The sequence below is a fragment of the Nostoc sp. CMAA1605 genome, assembly GCF_021596505.1.
GTDB lineage: Bacteria > Cyanobacteriota > Cyanobacteriia > Cyanobacteriales > Nostocaceae > Trichormus.
In genome coordinates, this window is the sequence record NZ_PJIZ01000075.1 from 1 (window position 1) to 21,472 (window position 21,472).

The following is a 21,472-nucleotide window of genomic DNA, read 5'->3' on the forward strand; positions in this document are numbered from 1 at the left end:
AGAAATTGCCACCTATTGCAAGACATTATCAATAAAATTTGGATTCTGTACAATCCCGAAACGCAATTAATTGAACAGTTTGAGGGATTTTTCCAATTAAAAGATATTGACCTCACAGCATACGAACCCCGCCAAAAATCAATCCAAGCTGTTTTAGGGATGGAAGGAACTAACCACACTCAAGTGCTGAAACAGCCAGATGTCTTGATGTTGTTGTACTTGATGCGACCATTAGCAGAGTTTCCTTACGACGAAGAAATATTAGCCGCAAATTGGCATTACTACGCACCCCGCACAGATATCACCTATGGTTCATCTTTAGGGCCAGCCATTCACAGCATTTTAGCCTCAGACTTAGGCGATACCACAAGAGCTTATAAACGCTTTATGCAAGCCGCAATGGTCGATTTAGAAGACACTCGCGGTAACACCCAAGATGGGATTCACGGTGCTAGCACAGGCGGTGTTTGGCAAGCAGTAGTTTTCGGTTTCGGCGGCATTCAATTTACAGAAAATGCACCCGTAGCCCACCCCCATCTACCCCCAACTGGTCACGCCTAAAATTTCAATTACAGTGGCGTGGTCAGTGGTATAAGTTCGACCTGCGTACTGAGGAAGAGGCAGGGGAGCAGAGGAGCAGGGGAGAACAACACAATACCCCATGCCCAATGCCCCATTCCCCATTCCCCATGCCCAATGTCGATATTCGCGGGTTTATCTTTGACTTAGATGGCGTATTAACTGATACGGCTGAATATCATTACTTAGCTTGGCAAAAACTAGCAGATGAAGCAGGTATACCCTTTAATCGAGAGAAAAATGAGGCTTTGCGGGGTGTGTCTCGTCGCGCCTCCTTAATGCTGATTATTGGTGATAGACCTTATTCAGAAGACCAAATTCAAGAGATGATGGCACGGAAAAACAGCTATTACGTGCAGATGATTGAAAATATCACCGCCAAGGATTTATTGCCGGGCGCGATCGCACTTTTGCATGAACTCAGGCAAGCTAAGATTAAAATTGCGATCGCATCCGGTAGTAAAAATGCTCGCACAGTCATTACTAAACTCGGTATTGCTGACCTCATCGACTCATTGGCTGACGGCTATAGCGTCCAAAAAGCCAAACCCGCCCCTGATTTATTCCTCTATGCTGCACATCAGCTAGATTTAAACCCGTCCCAGTGCGTTGTTGTGGAAGATGCAGCCGCCGGTGTGGAAGCCGCCTTAGACGGTGGGATGTGGGCTATAGGTATCGGCCCCGTCGAACGGGTAGGAAAAGCCCATATAGTCCTCCCCAACCTGGCAGGTGTAACTTGGAAGGATTTACAGTTTCGATTCATTCACAAACTTTCAACTAGTTAAACTAGTTATTTAAATATGGAACTGCAATCAGTTAGCCTAGAAATTCCCCAAGGTTGTAACCTCATCTTAGGTCAAACCCACTTTATTAAAACAGTGGAAGACTTGTATGAAATTATGGTGGGGATATCAGCACAAGTTAAATTTGGTATTGCTTTTTGTGAAGCTTCAGGAGATTGTTTAATTAGAATCGCTAGCAATGATCTATCCTTACAAGAAATAGCCACTAGATATGCTCAATCTATAGGTGCAGGTCACAGTTTTCTGATTATTTTTAGACAAGCTTATCCTATTAATTTCCTCAATGCTATTAAGCAATGTCCAGAGGTTTGTACAATTTACTGCGCGACAGCTAATCCTGTACAGGTAATTTTAGCTGAAACTGACCAGGGTAGGGGAATTTTAGGAATAATTGATGGCTTTTCACCCCAAGGTATAGAAACAACTGAGGATGTGAACGCAAGACATAATTTACTCCGGCACATCGGTTATAAGTTATAAATCATGGCAAGAATATGGCTAACAATTATCAGGAAAAATCATTACTCTGTGGTTAGTATTTCTTTTGGGAATGCTATTTCACACCCAATTGGGTTTAATGCCTCTCTTCCACGGCTTGAGTTTAATTGAATCACAAAAAGCCACATCAATGAATCAAATATCCAGCATTATGTGGTTAATGCTGGGATTTTTCACTATACCAATATTGGCAATTATCGCTACAGTTTTTACTGCTAATAGACGCTATCGGGTATTTCATTTCTGGTTGACAATAGTCTATAGCGTTCTCAATTTAACTCATTTAGTATTAGATTTACTTTTGCCTCAAGTTATTTGGTATCAAATCACTTTAATGGTGATACTGTTTTTGATTGGTTTGTTATTAAACCTTGTAGCTTTCCAATGGATGAAAGCACCAATTAAAAATCATCAAGTGATTTGAGTCAATAGTCAATAGTCAATAGTCATTAGTCATTAGTCATTGGTAAACATTTAACAATTTTCAATTACTTTGTTCCTAGTGACTTCCAGAAAATAAACTATCCAAATTTATCCTCTTCAAAACAACTGTTTTTCCCCCTGCCCCCTGCCCCCTTGCCATCCAAGAGATAGTATATTTTTTTTAATTGGAAATCCCCTAAGTTTTATTTCCGTGGTCTTTGTTGTGAAATCTCGATAATATAGTTATATTCTCTCTGCGATATATTGCCTACACTAACTGAGTAATTACCAGTAGGCCAGTAACCTGATAATTCTGCTTCGTTATTCGTGGAACTTTCTGCGATTACACAAAAACGTCCTCCAGGCCCATCTATTAACAACGTGGGTTTTCCTGGACTTTTAGCTGTTACACGCAGATAGGGTAAGGCCTCTGTGACTCTAATCACATGATTGGGTGTGCTAGAGATATTACCACAGTTACTAGTAACAGTTGTGTTGGATGTACCATTAACAACCAGTGGATCAGAAGGTAAGTTCCGGCTAACTTGAATTGTGGGTGTTTGAGCTGCGATCGCCTGCGTCAGAGATACACTCATTACTAACGTAGCAGTCAGAACTTTTAATAATTTAAAAGTTTTCATATATTCCGTATCTCTCAAAATAATTTTTGACATAAACATCCTGATTAAATAGACGCGGAGAAATAAGCATTGTTCCTAATGTCTAATGTATAAAATTTTATAAATTTATTTAACTCTATATATAACTCAAGTATGAAAATCAGATGAAGTGAGTAAATTATATGGAAATTCGTAATAATTTCAGTATATATCTACAGGCTTGAAAATTCTGATTATGCAACCTGAATGTAGATATAGTGAAATCCTCACCCCAAAATAAGCATTAATAGTTAAATTAACCTACGCAAATAGGTACGCGATCGCAAGACATTAGCTAAAATCACAAACAAAACCATCAGAGATCATGAGAAATGACGCAGGGACGAAAAATTATAAATTTGAGCAGCAGGCAATAGCTACGCAGTCATTAAAAATTTTTAGTAGTAAATTTTACCTGATACTCAATTAGCCCTGTGTAAATTACTAAGACGAAAATCTGATGGTTTTGTTGTTTAAAAATGTCTTAACTGAGGTAAAACATTAATGAATCCTCAATCAGAAGAAGAATTAAAACGCCGACTCCAACAACTAGAGGCTGATATTAATTCTGCCTCTGGAGAGTCAACACCAAAACAGACTATGCAGTTTAGTTGGCTGAATTGGCAACAACCGCTAGAACGAGGAAAACTTTGGTTTCAAAGCTTATCAGGGACAGGCAAGCTAGTATTTATCGGCGTAGCTGGCTTACTGGGCTTGTCAATTGTACAGATGGTACTGAAATTAGTAGTATCTGCCATCAGTCTGGCACTGTTAGCAGGGGTAGTGTATCTTGGATACAAATTTTTCGTATCTGGTAACACGCCGAAGCAATAGAGGCTGTTGGGGATTGGTGATTGAGGACTGGGGACTGGGTAGACAAGGGGGACAAGGTAGACAAGGTAGATTTTTATTCCTATGCCCAATGCCCAATTCCCCATTCCCAATTTCTAAATTACAAGCGGCATAAAAATAAATACACAGGTAACTATGTAATGGCTACTCCAATTGTTAAAAAAAATAATACTAATCAATCTAACGGTACTAAAAATACAGCTAAAACCAATTCTCTAGTCACAAGACGCTTGGCTGCTTGGGCAGTGGAAATGACGTTGTTACTGGCTAGTGGACTAGTTCCCTTTGGTTTGGGTGTATACGCTAACTCTCGTAGTGATCTCAATCGAGTGCCACTTAACCCTGTACTAGTAGTAACAGAAAGAGCGATCGCTCGTCCTCTGGCTTTACCTGCTAGCTACGGTATTCGCAATGTAGCATGGCCAACTAATATTCTTTGGTCAATTGCTTTAATTGCACCTACAGTTCTTTCTTGGTGGCAATTATATTTACTAGCCAAAACCGGCAGCACTTTACCTAAGCGTTGGTTTGGTGTACGAGTCGTCAATGAAGAAGGAACACCCCCAGGTTTAGCGGCTGTATTTGTGCGTGAAGGTATCGGCCGCTTAACTGTACCCATGTCCATCGCCTACATTCTCTGGCGTTATAGCTTTGCTTTCCCCAACTTAGGATTATTCACATCCCTAGCAGTATTAATGATATTGGGTGAAGGTCTAGCTTTACCCTCACGCCGAGGACGCAAGGCATTACACGACTGGTTAGCAGGTACCTATGTCATAGATGCTCATCGCCCTACAGTGGTAGCAGATGCGGCTACTAGTGGACGGAGTTTACCTGCTGCTGGTAGTTCCACCAATGTACCAGAGGGAAATGAAGCATCAGCGACAGCCGCAATGGCCATCACTCCAGACAACAGCAATTTAGTCTCGTTGTGGCGACGGATGCAGCAAAACCCCAACTTAACTTTGTTTGGGGTAGCCTTGACCAGTATGACTGCGGTATTAGCGACTTTAATCGGTACACAAGTTTATCTGCAAAGTCAGCAAAGCCATCGGGAGTCACAAAAAATCAATAGTCAACAGTTTTTGGCACTAGTCAAACAATTGAGTCCCGATTCTGGAGCGACAATTTCAGAACGCCAAAGCTTAATTTTGGCTATGGGTAGTCTCAATGACCAACAATCTATCCAGTTCTTAACAGATATGATGGTCAATGAAACCAACCCTATCTTGATAGATACAATTCAACAAGCACTCACTAGTATTGGTATCCCCACCATTACTGAACTACACAACAAAAATCAGTTTTTAGCGGGTGAATTACAATCTGTCAACAGCGCGTCTCCAGAACGAGAAATCAGGCAAAAACGGTTACAAGTTAACCAACAAACTATTAATAAAATTCTCAGTGTTTATAGTGGTAAAGCCCAAAATCTGGATCTCAGTCGCGTTCAATTAGGGCAAAGTGGTACTCCTGGTAGTTCATTCTTTAGCTTGGTTCTGGATAATACTGACCTATCAGGTATCAACTTTAAATCTGCCAATCTCAACCAAGCTAATTTTAAAGGTAGCCGTTTCCGCAGTCCCGGTGAAGATGGACGTTTGGATACATACGATGATGTTGTATCTGATTTAACTCAGGCTCAGATGCAACAGGCGAACTTTACTGATGCTAATCTCAGCCGTGTCCTGATGATTGGTAGTGATTTAAGTCGTGCTACCCTCAACCGAGCCAATTTAGCCAATGCCCGCCTAGTTGGTGCTAACCTCAGCAGTAGTCAGTTAGTCGGGGCTGATTTACGCGGTGCAGTTCTAGAAAATGCCAGCTTGACAGGGGCAGATTTAGGAGATGCTAAATTTAAGGATGCCAACTTGTATGGTGCGCGCCTTGGTCGTGTGATTGCCATTGGTACACAATTATCATTTGCTAACCTCACTAAAACAGATTGGCAAGCATCAGACCTATCAGGCGCAGACTTAGAAAGAGCGAACCTCACCAATGCTAACCTGAGAGCAACACGCCTGACGGGTGCGATTTTACGATCTGCCCAGTTAGAAAATGCTAACTTACAAAACGCCGACTTGAGTTTAGTGGATTTAAGAGGCGCAAACGTCGCTGGTGCTGATTTCCAAGGCGCAATTCTCACCCCGAACAGACAAGACCCCTCAGATCAATTCGTCCAAACCCCAGACGTTGGCTCAGTCTCGGCGGTAGTCAAAGGTGTAGACTTTTCCCAAGCCAAAAATTTAGACGCAAGACAAATTGCCTACATTTGTACCCAAGGCGGTCTTCATCCTCGGTGTCCGTAAGTAGGGGTGTAAGGGTATAGGGGTGTAGGGGTATAGGAGAGATTTTATCCTAATGCCCCATGCCCTTTTCCCAATGCCCCATGCCCAATGCCCCATGCCCCATTAAGTAAAGATTTTGCCTTGATCATCGGTATTCAATTAAACTGGGAGAATCTCAGATGGTGTGAGGAATTGGGTGATGAAATATATACATCATTTAGTTGCAGGTTTAGGAATAAGTTCAATATTGAGTTTGACTATTAATACTCAGTCAGCACAAGCGCAGGTTGCCTATGGTAGTTATGTAGGCGTAGGGCCGACGGTTGGGTTAACCGATGGTGTACAAGTAGGTGGGGTGTTGGCTTTTCGTTACAAACTTTTAGAAGCACCAATTTCTTTTCGCGCTCAAGCTTTGGTAGGTCAGAATACAGCAGTTGTACCTACGGTTTCTTATGATGTGCCTCTCAATTGGCAAACTGATGCTTATTTAGGTGCTGGCTTAGTTTTAACTGGTGGTGATAGTGCTTCTCCCGTAGGTGACAAAATCAGTTTTGCTTTGCAACCTGGTGTTGATTACGTCGTCCCCAACAGTAATACCGTACTTTTCGGTAATGCGATCATCGCTTTTGATGCCTATCGTAATGGCGGCGGCGCGGCTGTCTCTGTTCAGGGTGGTGTAGGGTTGCGTTTTTAGTAGTCAATGGTCAATGGGCATTGGGCATTGGGCATTGGGCATTGGGCATTGGGCATTGGGCATTGGGCATTGGGCATTGGGCATTGGGCATTGGGCATTGGACATAGAAATAAAAACTCCCTTGTCTACCTTGTCCCCAGTCCCCAATCCCCAGTCCCCCTAACATTCTGCTGCGTTAGACACCTTGAGTGAGTTTGTTTTCATGAGATGATAATCGTTATCAATCTCATGAAACTTTGGATTATGACAGTGCAAGATTCGCCTTTAAAAAACGATATCCTGGTGCATCGTCCTCGCCGTTTGCGTCGCACGGCGGCTTTGCGGCGGATGGTGCAGGAGACTACGCTTTCAGTGAATGATTTGATTTATCCTGTGTTTGTGATGGAGGGTGAAGGACAAAGAGTCGAAGTATCCTCTATGCCAGGATGTTATCGCTATACTTTAGATTTGTTATTGCAGGAAGTAAAACAGGCGTTTGATTTAGGAATTAATGCGATCGCACTTTTTCCGGTAATATCAGAATCACTCAAAGACGACACCGGTACAGAAAGCTATAATCCTAATGGGTTAGTACAGCGCACTGTCAAAGCTATTAAGCAAGCTGTTCCAGAGATTGTAGTTATTACAGATGTGGCTCTTGATCCCTTCACAACTCACGGTCATGATGGGTTAGTCGATGAGCAAGGGATTATTTTGAATGATCCCACGGTGGAAGTATTAGTGAAAATGGCACTGTCACAGGCTGAAGCTGGAACTGATTTTGTCGCACCTTCTGACATGATGGATGGTAGAGTGGGGGCAATTCGTCAAGCTTTAGATGCGGCTGGATATATTCATGTCGGGATTTTGGCTTATTCAGCTAAGTACGCCTCTGCTTATTATGGGCCTTTCCGCGATGCTTTAGATTCTGCGCCGAAGTTTGGGGATAAAAAAACCTATCAAATGGATGCAGCTAACGCTAGAGAAGCTATCAAAGAAGTCAATTTAGATATCGCTGAGGGTGCAGATATTGTCATGGTCAAACCTGCCCTAGCTTATCTTGATATTATTTATCAAATCCGCAATACTACACAACTACCTGTTGCTGCCTATAACGTCAGTGGTGAATATGCGATGATTAAGGCGGCAGCACAGATGGGCTGGATTGATGAGAAAAGAATTATTTTAGAAACTTTAACCAGCATCAAACGAGCTGGTGCTGATTTAATCTTGACCTACTTTGCTAAAGAAGTGGCTCTGATGCTGGCGTATGGCGTGAAATAGAGGCATGGGGCATAGGGCATAGGGCATGGGGCATGGGGCATGGGGTAATAATATTAATCAATGCTCGATTCCCAATCCCCAGTCCCCAATCCCCAATCCCCAATCCCCGATGCCCTATGCCCTATGCCCCATGCCCAATTCCCCAATTATTCCTGCAACAACCACACACCTGTGTAAGTCATACCGGAATCATCGGGTTGTACTATCAGAAAATGTAGTCCTCGACTTTGCTGTTTGCGCTGTTCGTAAACTTTGGCGGCGGCGGTAACTTCTTTGTCTTCAAAAGTTACTAATATCCATCTATCTACTAAACCTGCTTCTAAAACTAAACCATCTGGCGCACCAGCAATATATTCAAGAGAGACAGGATTTACTGATTGTAGCCATTGGGCTAAACGGAGCGATCGCCTACCACCAAAAATTACTACACCAGGAATTGCTACTGTTGATGCTAAACCTAGATTTAGGGGTTGTAGAGATTCTGGCATAGAGACAATGGGAATTGGGCGATCGCTAAATAAATCCACAAGATCACCAGCCGGAATTGTCGCAAATCGCCATTCCTCCCCCCAAAGGTTTTCCGGTAAGGGTAATGGTGGCGGTTTATCTATGGTTATTGGGTATTGCTTTTGGGTTAACCATTCTTTCAATGCTACAGTTTGGCGTGATGGTACAACCTTGACACCTAAATTTTCCCCAGCCGTCTCAATTAAACTCAAGGATTGGGGACGAAATACCTGAATTGCATCTGGTAAGTTGCCATTAGCCGCCTGCTGAAACTGCATAGTTAACCAACTGGCGTTCGCCTCAGACTGAAGACAGGTAGCGGTATATTCAAAACTCCGAGTGGAATCACAAATCAACAACTCCCATAAAGTATGACCTGCGACATCTTTATGAGGACTACGATAAAAATCAGCTTGCCAAACCAGACTCATGAGTTGCTTTAGGGGTGTAAGGGTGTAAGGGTGTAGGGGTGTAGGGGTGTAGGGGTGTAGGGGTATGGGGTGTAAGGGTGTAGGGGTGTAAGGGTGTGGGGGTATAGGGGAAATACACTTGGAAATTTGATTGAGGGTTTCTCATTAGTTCGGTTACTGAAGAATAGTTTATTCCCAATGCCCAATGCCCAATGCCCAATGCCCAATGCCCAATGCCCAGTCCCTCAAATTAAACCAAAAGCGATCGCATGATGGCGAATGTGGTCTTCTATAAAACTGGCGATAAAATAGTAACTGTGGTCATAGCCTGCTTGATATCGTAAGTTTAGGGGTTGGTTCACAGTTTTACAAGCTTGGGCAAATACATCTGTGAGTAATTGTGTTTCTAGAAATTTATCAGCAGTCCCTTGGTCAATCAAAATTGCACTGTGAAAGCCAACTTGCTGTACTAATTCGCTAGCATCATAAGCACGCCAAGTTTCTTGATTACTACCTAAATAACCTTGCAAAGCTTTTTGTCCCCAAGGGCAACGCATCGGTGCAACTATGGGTGCAAATGCTGATACTGATTTGTATAAATTAGGATTTCGCATTGCACATACTAACGCCCCATGTCCGCCCATTGAGTGACCGCAAATCCCTTGATTTTCAGGCTGTGCAGGGAAATTAGCGGCAATGATAGCTGGTAATTCCTGCACGATATAACTATACATTTGATAATGCGATCGCCAAGGTGCTTCTGTCGCATCCACATAAAAACCAGCACCAGTACCAAAATCCCAATCATCATCCTCACCGGCAATTCCAGTGTTACGGGGACTAGTATCCGGTGCAACCAACATCAAACCATACTCAGCCGCATAACGTTGCGCCCCAGCTTTGACGATAAAATTCTCCTCAGTACAAGTTAAACCAGAGAGAAAATAGAGAACAGGTACAGGGTTTTGGTTAATTTGTGGTGGCTGATACACTGCAAAACGCATTTCACTATTGCAGGTTGAAGAGGGATGAGAATAAAAGCCGAGTTGACCGTCAAAATTTTTATATTCAGCGATTAAATTAAGATTATTCATAATTACAGCAGTTTTCATTCAAAATATGAGTGAGTTTAACTTGACTTGTAACAAAATAATAGCGATCGCATCTGTAAATTAGCGTGAGTCTTTTTTGACCTCTCCCCCAGCCCCTCTCCGATGCGGAGAGGGGAGTAGGAAGCTAAAATATCAACGAAAAATGTGGATTTTAAAGCCTCTCTCCTTGCAGGGGAGAGGTTTGGAGAGGGGTTAGTTTAAAACTTTGACTTACCGTCACCTATCACTTGTATTTCGTGAGAGTTAGACAACTGCGAGTCATTAACCCAGATTGCTTGTTGCGGAACGGGAATATCAATCCCAGCCTGGTCAAAGGCGACTTTCAGACGGCGGCGATATTCTCGTGCGACTTCCCATTGTTTGAGGGGTTGGGTTTTAATCCATACTCTAATCATTAAACCGCGATCGCCGAAATTATCGATACCCAAAACCTGCGGTGTTTCCAGAATTTGACGTTTCCACAGGATGTCTTGATTCATCTCTAAAGCCACATTTTTAATGAGTTGCAAGGCTTGGTCAATATCTGTTTGATAACCTACAGGAATCACTAAATCGGCTCTTGACCAACGGCTAGAAAGATTCGCCACTACCTTAATTTCACTGTTGGGAATTGTAATCAAGCGTCCTTCTGCATCCCTCACTTGCGTCATCCGCAAATTGAGATTTTCCACTAAACCACCAACATCACCAACAGCAATCACATCTCCTAAAGCATATTGGTCTTCAACGATAATTAAAAAGCCATTAATGGCATCTTTAATTAGGTTTTGGGAAGCCAAAGATACCGCCACACCCACTAAACTCGCACCAGCTAGCAAGGGTATGACATCGATACCAAACAAAATGAGTGCGGTTAAAATGCCAAATCCTACCCAAATAATGGTGACAATACTTTTAGTTACCCCAGAAAATGTGGAAACTCGTAATTGTAGACGTTCAGAAGTTTCTGAGTTAAGTAAAGCACCACTGCTTACCAAAACGGTAGTCAATCGGTCAATCAGAGCATAACTCAAACGGGTAACTACATAAGTTCCCAATAACACCACACCGATTTTCAAAGGAATTTGAGCAGCCGTGACAATCCCTACTTGCAGTATGCGTGTATAGGGAAATAAACCCAACATCACAAAACCGCCACCACTCCAAATTCCAGCTTGAGCAATTTGAAACAACCGTTTTTTAACTTCTTGTAAATGCTGGTGCTGCTGCTGATTGAGTTGAGTAGTAATGTTTTGCGTATCTGGTGAAGTGCGTGGAACTGGAATCACGCGATGTTTTTTAGTTCTCTGTTGCCAACTATACACACCCCAACTAGCTACAATCATCGCTAGTCCAAGACCCGCAGCAATCTTACCTTGGTTGATGAGAAATTGGGGTTTTCGTTCTTGTTTAGCTTGTTCTAAACCTGCTTTTAAATCTTGTGCAATTTGATTTGCCAATGTTGACGTATCTACCTGTTGTAGTGCAGCATCTGCGGTAGTAACCGTCATCAGATATTGACCATTAACTTCAATTACTGGTAGCCCATTGATAGTTCGGGTATCTACCTTAACTTGTTTATCTTTAGACTGAAAGAAAGTGCGACTAATTTCCGCTAAATTCTGCTGAATATTCTGTGAACGAGCCGAGAAGTCACTTTTGGATGCTGATATCTGAAACAATCGGCGACCGTCTAAATATACCCAGTCGGCAACAGTTCTGTCACTATTCTCATTACTCACACTGCCAGAAACTGACAGTTGAGGTAAAAGAGGAATCTGGGCTGTAGCTTTTGGTACAAATGCAACAGAAACAACCATTGCACCTGCGATCGCCAAAAATTTAACGCGCACTCAAACACCTCCTAATTTACTATCGAATCCTGAAGAATTCTCCACGATACAATTACGTAATTGTACCTATCCATAGATAGAGGGAGAGGGGAGAGTGCTGAGTGCTGAGTGCTGAGTGCTGAGTAGTGAGTGCTGTTAGCGGTAGCGCGGCGTTTAGCCTGTGCTGAGTAGTGAGTAGTGAGTAGTGAGTAGTGAGTGCTGAGAGAGGAAGTTAATTCCACCCAATCCCCAGTCCCCAGTCCCCAGTCCCCAGTCCCCAGTCCCCAGTCCCCAATCCCCAATCCCCAATCCCCAGTCCCCAATCCCCAATCCCCAGAGAAAACTTCGTAATACTCTTACCAAAAATAAAGAGAAAAGAAAAAAGCCAAAGATGCAGTTGACAGGGAGCTTATCAACAGTCAGTCTAGTTCAGGGAAGCTAAAACTAGGTATTTGGTAATTACAGCCAAATTTCCTGAGTCGTGGCATACTCAAGAAGGGTGCGTGTAAAAATACGTATCTCTCGTTACTTTTTTTTAAGGAAACTAGTTTAATGACCGCAACATCTCCCCGATTAAAGCACGAGGTTAAAGACCTCGGCCTCGCTCCCTTGGGAAGACAGCGTATTGAATGGGCTGGACGCGAAATGCCTGTATTACGGCAAATCCGCGATCGCTTTGCCAAAGAAAAACCCTTTGCTGGTTTACGTTTGGTAGCTTGCGCCCACGTTACCACTGAAACAGCACATTTGGCGATCGCGCTCAAAGCTGGTGGTGCAGACGCGCTGTTAATTGCGAGTAACCCTTTATCCACTCAAGATGACGTAGCAGCTTGCTTAGTCACAGATTACGAAATTCCTGTATTTGCGATTAAAGGCGAAGACGCAGAAACCTATAATCGCCATGTCCAAATCGCTTTAGATCACCGTCCCAATATCATCATTGATGATGGTAGTGACGTAGTAGCTACCCTAGTACAAGAACGCCAACATCAAATCGCTGATTTGATTGGTACTACTGAAGAAACAACCACCGGGATTGTGCGCCTCAAAGCCATGTTTAATGATGGCGTTCTCACTTTCCCCGCAGTCAACGTTAACGACGCTGACACCAAGCATTTCTTTGATAACCGCTACGGTACTGGTCAATCTACCCTAGACGGTATCATCCGCGCTACAAATATTCTTTTAGCTGGTAAGACTGTAGTTGTCGTTGGCTACGGTTGGTGTGGTAAAGGTACAGCACTCCGCGCCCGTGGTTTGGGTGCTAACGTGATTGTTACCGAAATTGATCCCATCAAAGCCATCGAAGCAGTCATGGATGGTTTCCGCGTATTACCAATGGCGGAAGCTGCACCCCAAGGTGATTTGTTCATTACCGTGACTGGTAACAAGCACGTCATTCGTGGTGAACATTTCGACGTGATGAAAGACGGTGCGATCGTTTGTAACTCTGGTCACTTTGATATTGAACTTGACCTGAAATACTTAGCTAGCAAAGCCACAGAAGTCAAACAAGTCCGCCCCTTCACAGAACAATATCAACTCCCCAGTGGTAAATCCGTGATTGTATTGGGTGAAGGTCGCTTAATCAACCTCGCTGCGGCTGAAGGACATCCTAGCGCAGTTATGGATATGAGTTTTGCGAATCAGGCGTTAGCTTGCGAATACCTAGTGAAAAACAAAGGTACATTACAACCTGGCTTACATTCAGTTCCCACTGAAGTAGACCAAGAAATTGCTCGTTTGAAGTTGCAAGCTTTGGGTATTTACATTGATAGCTTGACCCCTGATCAAATTGAATACATCAATTCTTGGCAATCTGGAACTTAATTTATTGATTAGTTGATTTTTTAGGGATAGGCTTTCGGGCTTATCCCTTTTTTACTGTCTGAAAAATGCAAAGGAGCAAAAAAAGAAGAAAATAAGCATAGTAATATTTATATAGTTGGCTCATATGACTGATACGTTATGACTAATTAATTTTTATATAGAAGTCCTCAGTGAATGTTAAAAAAGATGGAAATAAAATGACCTATTTATGGTATTTTCAGGTATTTATCTCTCACAACTGATTATTTAAAACTGCTATATCTCTGGCATCATTTTCAAAAAGAGAAATTATTGTTTTTGGATGACATTCTAGAAGATTGCAAAATTTGTCTTCAAATTTATTAAGATATCTATCAAGATAATCAAATAATTTAGTTAATCCATTGCGATTGACAAAAAATATATAATCTTCTATAAAATCATTTTCATCCAATTTATATCCCTTAGAAAATTTATATAGAGCTATCTCTTTATCTACTAAATTTTTTAATTTGAAATTAGAGTCCAATTCTGCTTCTAATATTCCTCGACTCTCATCAATAATGATTACAGGTATAAAAGCATCTAGATATATTGTTTCAATTTCAGATAATAAATCATAAACTGAAACTAAATGCAGACGTTCCATTATTTCCTCAATACTTATGAATTCATTATTATTCATTTCCCGAATAATTTGCCTGATGTATGAACTTCGTGAAAGTTCTGTCTTCATATGATTAAAATATATCTGGCTCATTTCATAATGTAGGGATTTTATACAGCTATAGACTTGATGACAACTATCATAGATAAATGTATCCCTCAAATGATCACCTTTCATTGCATTAGCATCCATAACTAGTTGAGTAATTTTACTTGTTATTAATAAATTAGGTTCAATAACGTCATTCAACTTAAACCGGTAATCAGATGCTATGAATTTAGGAAAATTTAATATATCATCTTGCTTTATACCGAAATTAAAACACAATAAGTCAATTTGACTCTTAAATTTACAATCAGCAACTATCCATAAATTTAAAATTATTTTTGTCCTGGTTTCCTTTATTTTAAATGATGATTGTTTATGAGCTAAAATATCTATCTGTCTAGATTTATTTGTTACTGTATCAACATAGAAATATTCAGCAGCGTCATAACCAGAGTTTTTAAAATCATTTAATGCTTTAATCTCAAGAATTGTACCTTCTTGCTCAAGAGTTTCCGATAACCTATTTATAATTTTATTTCTTTTATCTGGAGTCAAATAATAATCCTTATAATTTTCAGTTCTTATATGATCTTGCTGTTTTTTTAATTGTTTAACATCCATATCTAACAAATTTATTTGTTTCTGTATTTTTTGTTGATTGTCTTTATAAACAGCAAGATCATTCTCTAAATCTTTAGCTTTTTCTTCTATTTTTAATATTAAATCTTTATCCATTGTTTATTTACTCAAATATAATGTGATTTATGTAACTAAAGGTGGAAATTGAAATTAAAATCTTTAATATATATTGCTCCAAAGACTCACCTAGAGAACTCTTTAGATTAAAATATATTAACATTAGGCTATTCTAACTCTATTAGAACATGATGTCATTGTATCTGGCTCTTTTTCAATAAACTACCTGAAATGTTTCAATAAGCAATTGTATGTCTATGCTCAAAATTACGCTTTATTCAAGAAATAATTGCTGAACACAAATTAAAATTATTGATATTTGAAACTATTAAACAGGCGATTGTCTTATGGAAAGAATAAATTATCCTGATGTAGTTAAAACCGTCTTAGGAAGACATACCGATAATCATTGTTCAGAGGGAACAGAAAAGGAATTAATATTTGATTGTGAAAGAAATCGCTATTTAGTAGTTCATGTAGGATGGGAAAATAATGAAAGAACTTATGCTACAGTTATCCATATAGATATTAAAGATGGAAAAATTTGGATTCAAAGAGATTTGACCGAAGCAGGTGTAGCTAGTGAGTTAGTAGAATGAGGAGTACCAAAAACCGATATAGTTTTAGGCTTTAAATCACCTTATGTGAGACAGTTTACTGATTTTGCAGTAGGTTAATGCTTCACTCAACTAGCTATTTTCAAGTATCCATCGATTCCCCAAACAAAGATTCTAAATGTCGATAACCACTAACTAAGCGTACAATTTCAATACCACTATCGATAACTCGATAAAGAATAACATAACCGTCCCAGGGAAGACCCCGCAAATCAACTCTGATATTGCTGTAGCTACGCCCCATGTTGGGAAAGTTAGCTAAATATTGGCATTTTTTCTCAAATTAACCAATAAAACGCTCTCCAGTATCTATATTTATATCGACAAAATAATCAATTATTTCTGATAAATCTCGAATCGCTTCAGGAGAAATAATATGTCTTTTTATCCTTGCACATCTCTTGCTTTTCGTAATCTGTTCCTCAAATTTTCAATTACAATATCCCCTTCAATACCTTCTCCTCTATCCAATTGCTCAATAGCAACATTTACCTTCTCTCTTGTTTCATCTACCCAGTCTTGATAACCTTTTTCCCACTCTAAAAGTAATTTTAAAGCCTTGCTAATCACATCTTCCGCATTAGCATATCTACCTGTTGCAATTTGCGCTTGGATAATCTTTTCTAATTCTGGATAAATTTGGATATTCATAACTATTATGCGATTGAGCCTTTGTATATTCTATGATAATTCTCTTGCTTAGAATCTTTGCACCTTAGTGTTAAATAAGCAATGTTCATATATATAAAGTTATTTTCATTCTTTCTAGGTTGTAGATATTCATTTACAAAATAGCATTTGTGATTTAAACTTCGTCAATAAACCTACTACGAAGTATTTCAAGAACCGACTTTATGTCTATACCCGAAATTACACAGACACTACTCGCCGCTAAGAAAGAAAAAGGAGTCAGCTTTGCAGATTTAGAAAAAATTCTAGGACGCGATGAAGTTTGGATTGCGGCTGTATTTTATCGTCAAGCTAGTGTGTCTGAGGAAGAGGCTAAATTAATTTTAGATGCACTTGGCTTAGGTTATGTCTACCTGCCAGAGTTAACTGCATACCCAGTCAAGGGATTGGGGCATGTTGTTCCGACTGATCCTTTGATTTATCGCTTTTATGAGATTATGCAGGTCTATGGCTTTCCACTCAAGGACGTAATTCAGGAAAAGTTTGGTGATGGGATTATGAGTGCTATAGACTTTACTATGGATGTGGAGAAAGAAGCAGATCCGAAAGGCGATCGCGTTAAGATTACTATGTCTGGTAAATTCTTACCCTACAAAAAGTGGTAGTCTATAAAGACTCTCAACACATCATCTAAATTCACAACAAACAACAACCAGAACAATTATCGACTTTTCGCCCTATTACAAACAACAACACGGACAAGCCTATTTAGGGGATAGTCTGGAAATGATTACCACTATCCCAGACAGCAGCATTAACTTGATTCTCACCTCTCCACCATTTGCTTTAACACGCCAGAAAGAATACGGTAACGCCAGTGCAGATAAATATATTGAATGGTTTTTACCTTTCGCGCATCAATTTAAACGTGTTTTAGCTGAGAATGGCTCGTTTGTTCTCGATTTAGGCGGTGCTTATCTTCCTGGTAATCCTGTACGCAGTATTTACCAATATGAACTTTTAGTCAGATTATGTCAGGAAGTCGGTTTTTTTCTCGCCCAAGAACTCTATCATTACAATCCAGCACGATTACCCACACCTGCCGAATGGGTGACAATTAGAAGGATACGTGTCAAAGATGCGGTAAACGTGGTTTGGTGGTTATCCAAAACACCCCACCCCAAAGCTGATAACAGAAAAGTATTGAAACCCTATAGCCACAGTATGAAGCGGTTACTCAAAAATGGCTATAAAGCGAAAATTCGTCCTAGTGGACATGAGATTTCTGAAAAGTTCCAAAAAGATAACCAAGGCGCGATACCGCCAAATTTATTGGAAATTGCTAACACTGAATCTAATAGTATTTATTTACGACGCTGTAAAGCAGCCGGAATTAAGCCCCACCCAGCTAGATTTCCCCAAGGGTTTGCGGAATTCTTCATCAAGTTTTTGACTGATGAGGGTGATTTAGTGCTAGATCCGTTTGCCGGTTCTAATACTACTGGGTTTGTTGCTGAAACTTTACAGCGTCGATGGATTTCATGCGAGATAAATCAGGATTATGTTGTGGGAAGTCGTTATCGATTTGAAGATTAGTTAATAGTCAGTTAGTTAATGGCAATTATTTTAAATAACAGCAAGAATTTATAATTCAGCAGTCAACCGATTTTAGATTTGTAGGGGCGGGTGATCAGAGATATTCACGTTAGAAAAACAGATATTTTCTCAAAGCCGCCCTTACTTGAAATTCAATTACATCATCCGAAATTTAAAATCTAAAACTCGGAGGCTCAAAAGAATGCACAAGTTAGTGGACAAGAATTTAGGAAACTCTTGCTTGATTTAAGGTGTGAAAATCGTACACCAAATCATGCTTGATTTTAACTGCTGTTTTCTCGATGATAAATTTTTGCTGTTATATGGGCTGTGTAATAGGGACTATTAACTTTAGTCAGCAGACTTAGATTTCACCATTTACTTGCATTTGATGGACTTTATCTGCTAATTCTTGACGACTTTGATCATCAAGCTTATCTATCGCTAACATTCCCATGAGAATTACCTCTTTGAGAGTTAAACGGGTGGAATGTGCTTGTTTCTGCACTATCTCTTTAATAATTGGACTGACACCAATTGCTGTACTAGCTCTAGCCACAAAATTACAGGGAAAAACGATTACTTCGCATAAATCTTAGCACTTATTACCAGCTTATTCATCAATTGAATTGAATTTAAATATGTCAGAACAGATGAATAAATGTTTCAATGCAAGAATTTACGTATATTGCAATAGTTTATACTGTAAATTTAATAACAAAAATCAGAAATATTATCTAGGAGTATTGATATCCAAAAATATGCTACTTCATCAACTGGATATGAGGTTTTCGGAGGTTCTCGTCTATATACTAGAAAATATACGCTTTAAAGAATTTGTAAATTGTCAGAGATAATATCGTTAACCCGGTTTACAGAAATATACATTATACATAAGAATGATATTTTAACCACCGTAAAATTTCCTGAATACGGACAACTAAGACTGTCAAAAGGAAAAGCACTAATAAGAGGAGAGAAACAGCGATGAGGGATTCTTATCTGTTGGCAGTAGGTTTGTTAACAGGATTGGCAATACCGGCATCAGCTTTTCCACAATTGTCAATTAAATCGCCGGATAAACATAATTCCCAATGGTTTACAAAACAAGACTCTCAGACAATCACAGATGCCCAGCATCACCTCAAACCTGATGTATCAACTCCAGAATTTAGCAGCAAATTATTACAAACAGAAGCAAATACACAACCACAAAAAAATCAAAAATTGTTGTCTCAACTGCTGAATCTTGCCTTACCAGAACTCAGCAGTCAAATTTTACCGGCTTCTGAAGCTTCTGAGCCAAGAGCTAGTGAGAAGAAACTTTTAACTGAACAAGATTTATCAATATCAATAGACTTATTATTTAATCCCAGTCATCAATCAGTAAATTTACTGTTAACTTCTGGCAATCAACTTTACTATCAAAGACTGGCAGCACTAAAAACAGGTCAGATTTACACCCGTGCCGACATTGAGCCAGAATTTGCAGAATCCAAGGGAAAACAGCAATTAACCTATGAGGATTGGAAAAGTTTACTAGCTTTAGAGGCGAAAGCGATCGCCCAGGGTCAAGGTAAAAATCGTCTCAGTATCTTAGTGGGTGATTCCTTGAGTCTGTGGTTTCCCAGGAAAAAACTGCCCACAGGTAAATTATGGCTCAATCAGGGCATATCTGGTGATACTTCCGGCGGCATAGTGAAACGATTAGGGGCATTTTCTCAAACTCGCCCAGAAGCAATTTATATCATGGCTGGGATTAACGACCTCAGAAAAGGTGTCAGTGATGAAACCATCTTGCAAAATCACCGCCGCATGATGCGTACCTTAAGGCAAAATCACCCCAAAACTCAGATATTTGTGCAGTCTATTCTACCGACTAATGTATCCACAATATCTAATAGTCGTATTCGTCAGCTTAACGTCAAAATCGCTCAAATTGCTAAACAAGAAGGAGTGAACTACTTAAACATTCATAACTGGTTTACCGATGCAGACGGCAACTTGCGCTTAGATTTAACCACAGATGGCATACATTTGTCTGCTGACGGTTATGATGTGTGGCGATTTGCCCTCCAACAAGTAGAATTCAAACTTTCTCAAACAAGAAACTGAGCATTTTAGGCGATCTAATAGCAGATTTATGGAAGCTACCGATAACGATTTTATTGCTATACGCTCCGTTATAGAAAGACAACTAGCAGCATTTCAAAAAGATGATGCTCAAGCTGCTTTCGCCCTTGCTAGCCCTGGGATTAGAGAGCAGTTCCAAAATGCAGATAATTTTATGCGGATGGTAAGCATAAGTTACCCAGCCGTCTACCGCCCCCGTTCAGTATTTTTTGAGAAAATCACCACCATTCAAGACAACATCACTCAGCCAGTTTTATTACTAGCACCAGACGGTAAGCCCTTAAGAGCCTTATACTTCATGGAAAAGCAAGAGGATGAGTCTTGGAAGATTAACGGCTGTATTTTAGTTTCTGTGGAGGCGGAGACTATTTAGTCAATAGTCATTAGTCATTAGTCATTAGTCAGCACTCAACATCGGCTCAACGCTGCACTACCGCTAACAGCACTCATTACTCATTACTCATTACTCATTACTCATTACTCAGCACTCAGCACTCAGCACTAACTCCCCACTCGATTGAGAACTTGGTTGAATTTGCCACTGCGGTAGCCTTCTAAGTCTAGGGTGACGTAGAGGAAGCCGAATTCTTGGAAGGCGGTGACTATAGATTGTAAGTCTGTCATCAGGACGAAATCTTTGATTTTTTCTGGTGGTAGTTCGATGCGCGCTGTGTCGCCTTCGGAACGAACGCGCAAATTTTGCCAGCCTAGTTTGCGTAGGTAAATTTCGGCTCTCCCGACGCGTTGTAATTTAGCGACGGTAATTTCCTCACCATAGGGAAAACGGGAACTCAAACAAGGTTGGGCTGGTTTATCCCACCACGGTAAACCTAGCTGTTGGGAAAGTTGTCGGACTTCTAATTTGGTGACACCAACTTCTGCTAGAGGCGATCGCGCGCCTCTTTCTTTGGCGGCTTGAATTCCTGGGCGGTAATCGTGCAGATCATCGGCATTTACCCCATCCACCACATAGGGATAACCCAACTCTAAAGCCAGGGGTTTGAGGTGATCGTGCAGTTCACTTTTGCAAAAATAACAACGATTTACAGGGTTAGCGGTGTAATTGGGATTTTCCATTTCATGGGTTTGAATAATCTGATGCCGAATCCCAATTGTTGCGGCTTGAATTTTCGCGTCTTCCAATTCTTCTGGTAACAGCGAAGGTGAAACAGCCGTCACAGCCAAAGCGCGATCGCCCAAGACATCATAGGCAATTTTAGCTACCAAAGTGCTATCAACACCCCCAGAATAGGCAATTAAAGCCTGTCCCATCTCTGTAAATAAAAGTTTTAGTTTCTCTAGTTTTTCTGTCAGCATGATTGGTAGTCAATAGTCAATAGTCATTAGTCAATAGTCATTAGTCAGCACTCACCACTT

The 21,472-nt window shown here is 40.5% G+C and carries 23 protein-coding genes and 3 pseudogenes; 13 read left to right on the top strand and 13 right to left on the bottom strand.

The features are described 5' to 3' along the window. From pgmB to CV014_RS21650, 3 genes and pseudogenes are all read left to right on the top strand, one after another. A pseudogene (gene pgmB / locus CV014_RS21640) lies at nucleotides 1-1,364 on the top strand (beta-phosphoglucomutase); the annotation flags it as partial. Nucleotides 1,365-1,379: 15 nt separating this feature from the next. Then, nucleotides 1,380-1,862 carry an adenosine-specific kinase gene (locus CV014_RS21645; RefSeq protein WP_236143920.1) on the top strand — a complete coding sequence of 161 codons (483 nt, stop codon included), beginning with the start codon at nucleotides 1,380-1,382 and terminating at the stop codon, nucleotides 1,860-1,862. Nucleotides 1,863-1,932: 70 nt separating this feature from the next. Further along, nucleotides 1,933-2,304: a hypothetical protein gene (locus tag CV014_RS21650; RefSeq protein WP_236143921.1), complete on the top strand. Its 372-nt coding sequence runs from the start codon at nucleotides 1,933-1,935 to the stop codon at nucleotides 2,302-2,304. Between the two features lie 202 nt (nucleotides 2,305-2,506). Here the strand turns inward: CV014_RS21650 and CV014_RS21655 are convergent, their stop codons facing one another. Further along, nucleotides 2,507-2,977 carry a hypothetical protein gene (locus CV014_RS21655; protein ID WP_329608417.1) on the bottom strand — a complete coding sequence of 157 codons (471 nt, stop codon included), beginning with the start codon at nucleotides 2,975-2,977 and terminating at the stop codon, nucleotides 2,507-2,509. A 489-nt stretch (nucleotides 2,978-3,466) separates the two neighbouring features. Between CV014_RS21655 and CV014_RS21660 the strand changes: the two genes are divergently transcribed. The 3 genes from CV014_RS21660 (at nucleotide 3,467) to CV014_RS21670 (ending at nucleotide 6,796) form a co-directional block, all read left to right on the top strand. Then, nucleotides 3,467-3,796, top strand: coding sequence for a hypothetical protein (locus CV014_RS21660; RefSeq protein ID WP_236143922.1), 330 nt, complete (start codon nucleotides 3,467-3,469; stop codon nucleotides 3,794-3,796). 158 nt (nucleotides 3,797-3,954) lie between these two features. Further along, nucleotides 3,955-6,123, top strand: a complete 2,169-nt coding sequence (locus CV014_RS21665; RefSeq protein WP_236143957.1) for a pentapeptide repeat-containing protein — start codon at nucleotides 3,955-3,957, stop codon at nucleotides 6,121-6,123. A gap of 178 nt (nucleotides 6,124-6,301) precedes the next feature. Next, the gene (locus tag CV014_RS21670) at nucleotides 6,302-6,796 is read left to right on the top strand and encodes a hypothetical protein (RefSeq protein WP_103140110.1); all 495 of its coding nucleotides are present in this window, start codon (nucleotides 6,302-6,304) and stop codon (nucleotides 6,794-6,796) included. Between the two features lie 3 nt (nucleotides 6,797-6,799). On the opposite strand, the gene CV014_RS21675 is transcribed toward CV014_RS21670, so the two are convergent. Further along, nucleotides 6,800-6,943, bottom strand: a complete 144-nt coding sequence (locus CV014_RS21675) for a histidine kinase (protein WP_236143923.1) — start codon at nucleotides 6,941-6,943, stop codon at nucleotides 6,800-6,802. Between the two features lie 96 nt (nucleotides 6,944-7,039). On the opposite strand from CV014_RS21675, the gene hemB reads away from it, so the two are divergent. Beyond that, nucleotides 7,040-8,059 (top strand): porphobilinogen synthase, encoded by a 1,020-nt coding sequence (hemB, locus tag CV014_RS21680; protein ID WP_236143924.1) that lies wholly within the window; start codon nucleotides 7,040-7,042, stop codon nucleotides 8,057-8,059. Here hemB and CV014_RS21685 read toward each other — a convergent pair. The 6 genes from CV014_RS21685 to CV014_RS21710 form a co-directional block, all read right to left on the bottom strand. Next, entirely contained in the window at nucleotides 8,019-8,162 is a 144-nt protein-coding gene (locus CV014_RS21685) for a hypothetical protein (RefSeq protein WP_236143925.1), read from the bottom strand. The two genes, hemB and CV014_RS21685, sit on opposite strands and share 41 nt — an antisense overlap. 43 nt (nucleotides 8,163-8,205) lie before the next feature. Next, the gene (locus CV014_RS21690) at nucleotides 8,206-8,997 is read right to left on the bottom strand and encodes a Tab2/Atab2 family RNA-binding protein (protein ID WP_236143926.1); all 792 of its coding nucleotides are present in this window, start codon (nucleotides 8,995-8,997) and stop codon (nucleotides 8,206-8,208) included. Further along, complete coding sequence (locus CV014_RS21695; protein ID WP_236143927.1) at nucleotides 8,975-9,142, bottom strand: hypothetical protein; 168 nt, start codon at nucleotides 9,140-9,142, stop codon at nucleotides 8,975-8,977. Before CV014_RS21695 ends, CV014_RS21690 begins: the two co-directional genes overlap by 23 nt. Nucleotides 9,143-9,221: 79 nt before the next feature. Continuing rightward, nucleotides 9,222-10,070 (bottom strand): S-formylglutathione hydrolase, encoded by an 849-nt coding sequence (gene fghA, locus CV014_RS21700; protein ID WP_236143928.1) that lies wholly within the window; start codon nucleotides 10,068-10,070, stop codon nucleotides 9,222-9,224. A 215-nt stretch (nucleotides 10,071-10,285) separates the two neighbouring features. After that, nucleotides 10,286-11,920 (bottom strand): mechanosensitive ion channel family protein, encoded by a 1,635-nt coding sequence (locus CV014_RS21705; protein ID WP_442946930.1) that lies wholly within the window; start codon nucleotides 11,918-11,920, stop codon nucleotides 10,286-10,288. Between the two features lie 11 nt (nucleotides 11,921-11,931). Continuing rightward, the gene (locus CV014_RS21710) at nucleotides 11,932-12,222 is read right to left on the bottom strand and encodes a hypothetical protein (RefSeq protein ID WP_236143929.1); all 291 of its coding nucleotides are present in this window, start codon (nucleotides 12,220-12,222) and stop codon (nucleotides 11,932-11,934) included. 229 nt (nucleotides 12,223-12,451) lie between these two features. On the opposite strand from CV014_RS21710, the gene ahcY reads away from it, so the two are divergent. Then, nucleotides 12,452-13,729 (top strand): adenosylhomocysteinase, encoded by a 1,278-nt coding sequence (gene ahcY, locus CV014_RS21715; RefSeq protein WP_236143930.1) that lies wholly within the window; start codon nucleotides 12,452-12,454, stop codon nucleotides 13,727-13,729. Nucleotides 13,730-13,961: 232 nt separating this feature from the next. On the opposite strand, the gene CV014_RS21720 is transcribed toward ahcY, so the two are convergent. Continuing rightward, entirely contained in the window at nucleotides 13,962-15,158 is a 1,197-nt protein-coding gene (locus tag CV014_RS21720) for a hypothetical protein (protein ID WP_236143931.1), read from the bottom strand. A gap of 308 nt (nucleotides 15,159-15,466) precedes the next feature. Between CV014_RS21720 and CV014_RS21725 the strand changes: the two are divergent. Next, nucleotides 15,467-15,796 (top strand): annotated as a pseudogene (locus CV014_RS21725) (XisI protein). Nucleotides 15,797-15,818: 22 nt separating this feature from the next. On the opposite strand, the pseudogene CV014_RS21730 reads toward CV014_RS21725, so the two are convergent. Further along, nucleotides 15,819-16,004: pseudogene (locus tag CV014_RS21730) on the bottom strand (type II toxin-antitoxin system RelE/ParE family toxin); the annotation flags it as partial. A 116-nt stretch (nucleotides 16,005-16,120) separates the two neighbouring features. Continuing rightward, nucleotides 16,121-16,387, bottom strand: coding sequence for a ribbon-helix-helix domain-containing protein (locus CV014_RS21735; protein WP_236143933.1), 267 nt, complete (start codon nucleotides 16,385-16,387; stop codon nucleotides 16,121-16,123). A gap of 203 nt (nucleotides 16,388-16,590) precedes the next feature. Here CV014_RS21735 and cynS point away from each other — a divergent pair, with 203 nt between their 5' ends. Both cynS and CV014_RS21745 read left to right on the top strand, forming a co-directional pair. Continuing rightward, nucleotides 16,591-17,031 carry a cyanase gene (gene cynS, locus CV014_RS21740; protein ID WP_236143934.1) on the top strand — a complete coding sequence of 147 codons (441 nt, stop codon included), beginning with the start codon at nucleotides 16,591-16,593 and terminating at the stop codon, nucleotides 17,029-17,031. 121 nt (nucleotides 17,032-17,152) lie between these two features. Then, a complete protein-coding gene (locus tag CV014_RS21745; RefSeq protein WP_236143935.1) occupies nucleotides 17,153-17,962 on the top strand; it encodes a DNA-methyltransferase in 810 nt (269 codons plus the stop codon). A gap of 364 nt (nucleotides 17,963-18,326) precedes the next feature. Here the strand turns inward: CV014_RS21745 and CV014_RS21750 are convergent, their stop codons facing one another. Next, entirely contained in the window at nucleotides 18,327-18,521 is a 195-nt protein-coding gene (locus CV014_RS21750) for a hypothetical protein (protein WP_103139438.1), read from the bottom strand. Between the two features lie 428 nt (nucleotides 18,522-18,949). On the opposite strand from CV014_RS21750, the gene CV014_RS21755 reads away from it, so the two are divergent. Next, the gene (locus CV014_RS21755) at nucleotides 18,950-20,077 is read left to right on the top strand and encodes an SGNH/GDSL hydrolase family protein (RefSeq protein WP_236143936.1); all 1,128 of its coding nucleotides are present in this window, start codon (nucleotides 18,950-18,952) and stop codon (nucleotides 20,075-20,077) included. 28 nt (nucleotides 20,078-20,105) lie between these two features. After that, nucleotides 20,106-20,468, top strand: a complete 363-nt coding sequence (locus tag CV014_RS21760) for a DUF4864 domain-containing protein (RefSeq protein WP_236143937.1) — start codon at nucleotides 20,106-20,108, stop codon at nucleotides 20,466-20,468. A 128-nt stretch (nucleotides 20,469-20,596) separates the two neighbouring features. On the opposite strand, the gene larE is transcribed toward CV014_RS21760, so the two are convergent. Beyond that, nucleotides 20,597-21,412: an ATP-dependent sacrificial sulfur transferase LarE gene (gene larE, locus CV014_RS21765; protein WP_236143938.1), complete on the bottom strand. Its 816-nt coding sequence runs from the start codon at nucleotides 21,410-21,412 to the stop codon at nucleotides 20,597-20,599. Between the last annotated feature and the right edge of the window lie 60 nt (nucleotides 21,413-21,472).

Bases quoted from the DNA above. Each gene is read 5' to 3' on its own strand.
- CV014_RS21645 (WP_236143920.1), top strand. From the start codon at position 1,380: ATGGAACTGCAATCAGTTAGCCTAGAAATTCCCCAAGGTTGTAACCTC.
- CV014_RS21650 (WP_236143921.1), top strand. From the start codon at position 1,933: ATGCTATTTCACACCCAATTGGGTTTAATGCCTCTCTTCCACGGCTTG.
- CV014_RS21655 (WP_329608417.1), bottom strand. From the start codon at position 2,977: ATGTCAAAAATTATTTTGAGAGATACGGAATATATGAAAACTTTTAAA.
- CV014_RS21660 (WP_236143922.1), top strand. From the start codon at position 3,467: ATGAATCCTCAATCAGAAGAAGAATTAAAACGCCGACTCCAACAACTA.
- CV014_RS21665 (WP_236143957.1), top strand. From the start codon at position 3,955: ATGGCTACTCCAATTGTTAAAAAAAATAATACTAATCAATCTAACGGT.
- CV014_RS21670 (WP_103140110.1), top strand. From the start codon at position 6,302: ATGAAATATATACATCATTTAGTTGCAGGTTTAGGAATAAGTTCAATA.
- hemB (WP_236143924.1), top strand. From the start codon at position 7,040: ATGACAGTGCAAGATTCGCCTTTAAAAAACGATATCCTGGTGCATCGT.
- CV014_RS21690 (WP_236143926.1), bottom strand. From the start codon at position 8,997: ATGAGTCTGGTTTGGCAAGCTGATTTTTATCGTAGTCCTCATAAAGAT.
- CV014_RS21695 (WP_236143927.1), bottom strand. From the start codon at position 9,142: ATGAGAAACCCTCAATCAAATTTCCAAGTGTATTTCCCCTATACCCCC.
- fghA (WP_236143928.1), bottom strand. From the start codon at position 10,070: ATGAATAATCTTAATTTAATCGCTGAATATAAAAATTTTGACGGTCAA.
- ahcY (WP_236143930.1), top strand. From the start codon at position 12,452: ATGACCGCAACATCTCCCCGATTAAAGCACGAGGTTAAAGACCTCGGC.
- CV014_RS21720 (WP_236143931.1), bottom strand. From the start codon at position 15,158: ATGGATAAAGATTTAATATTAAAAATAGAAGAAAAAGCTAAAGATTTA.
- CV014_RS21735 (WP_236143933.1), bottom strand. From the start codon at position 16,387: ATGAATATCCAAATTTATCCAGAATTAGAAAAGATTATCCAAGCGCAA.
- cynS (WP_236143934.1), top strand. From the start codon at position 16,591: ATGTCTATACCCGAAATTACACAGACACTACTCGCCGCTAAGAAAGAA.
- CV014_RS21745 (WP_236143935.1), top strand. From the start codon at position 17,153: ATGATTACCACTATCCCAGACAGCAGCATTAACTTGATTCTCACCTCT.
- CV014_RS21755 (WP_236143936.1), top strand. From the start codon at position 18,950: ATGAGGGATTCTTATCTGTTGGCAGTAGGTTTGTTAACAGGATTGGCA.
- CV014_RS21760 (WP_236143937.1), top strand. From the start codon at position 20,106: ATGGAAGCTACCGATAACGATTTTATTGCTATACGCTCCGTTATAGAA.
- larE (WP_236143938.1), bottom strand. From the start codon at position 21,412: ATGCTGACAGAAAAACTAGAGAAACTAAAACTTTTATTTACAGAGATG.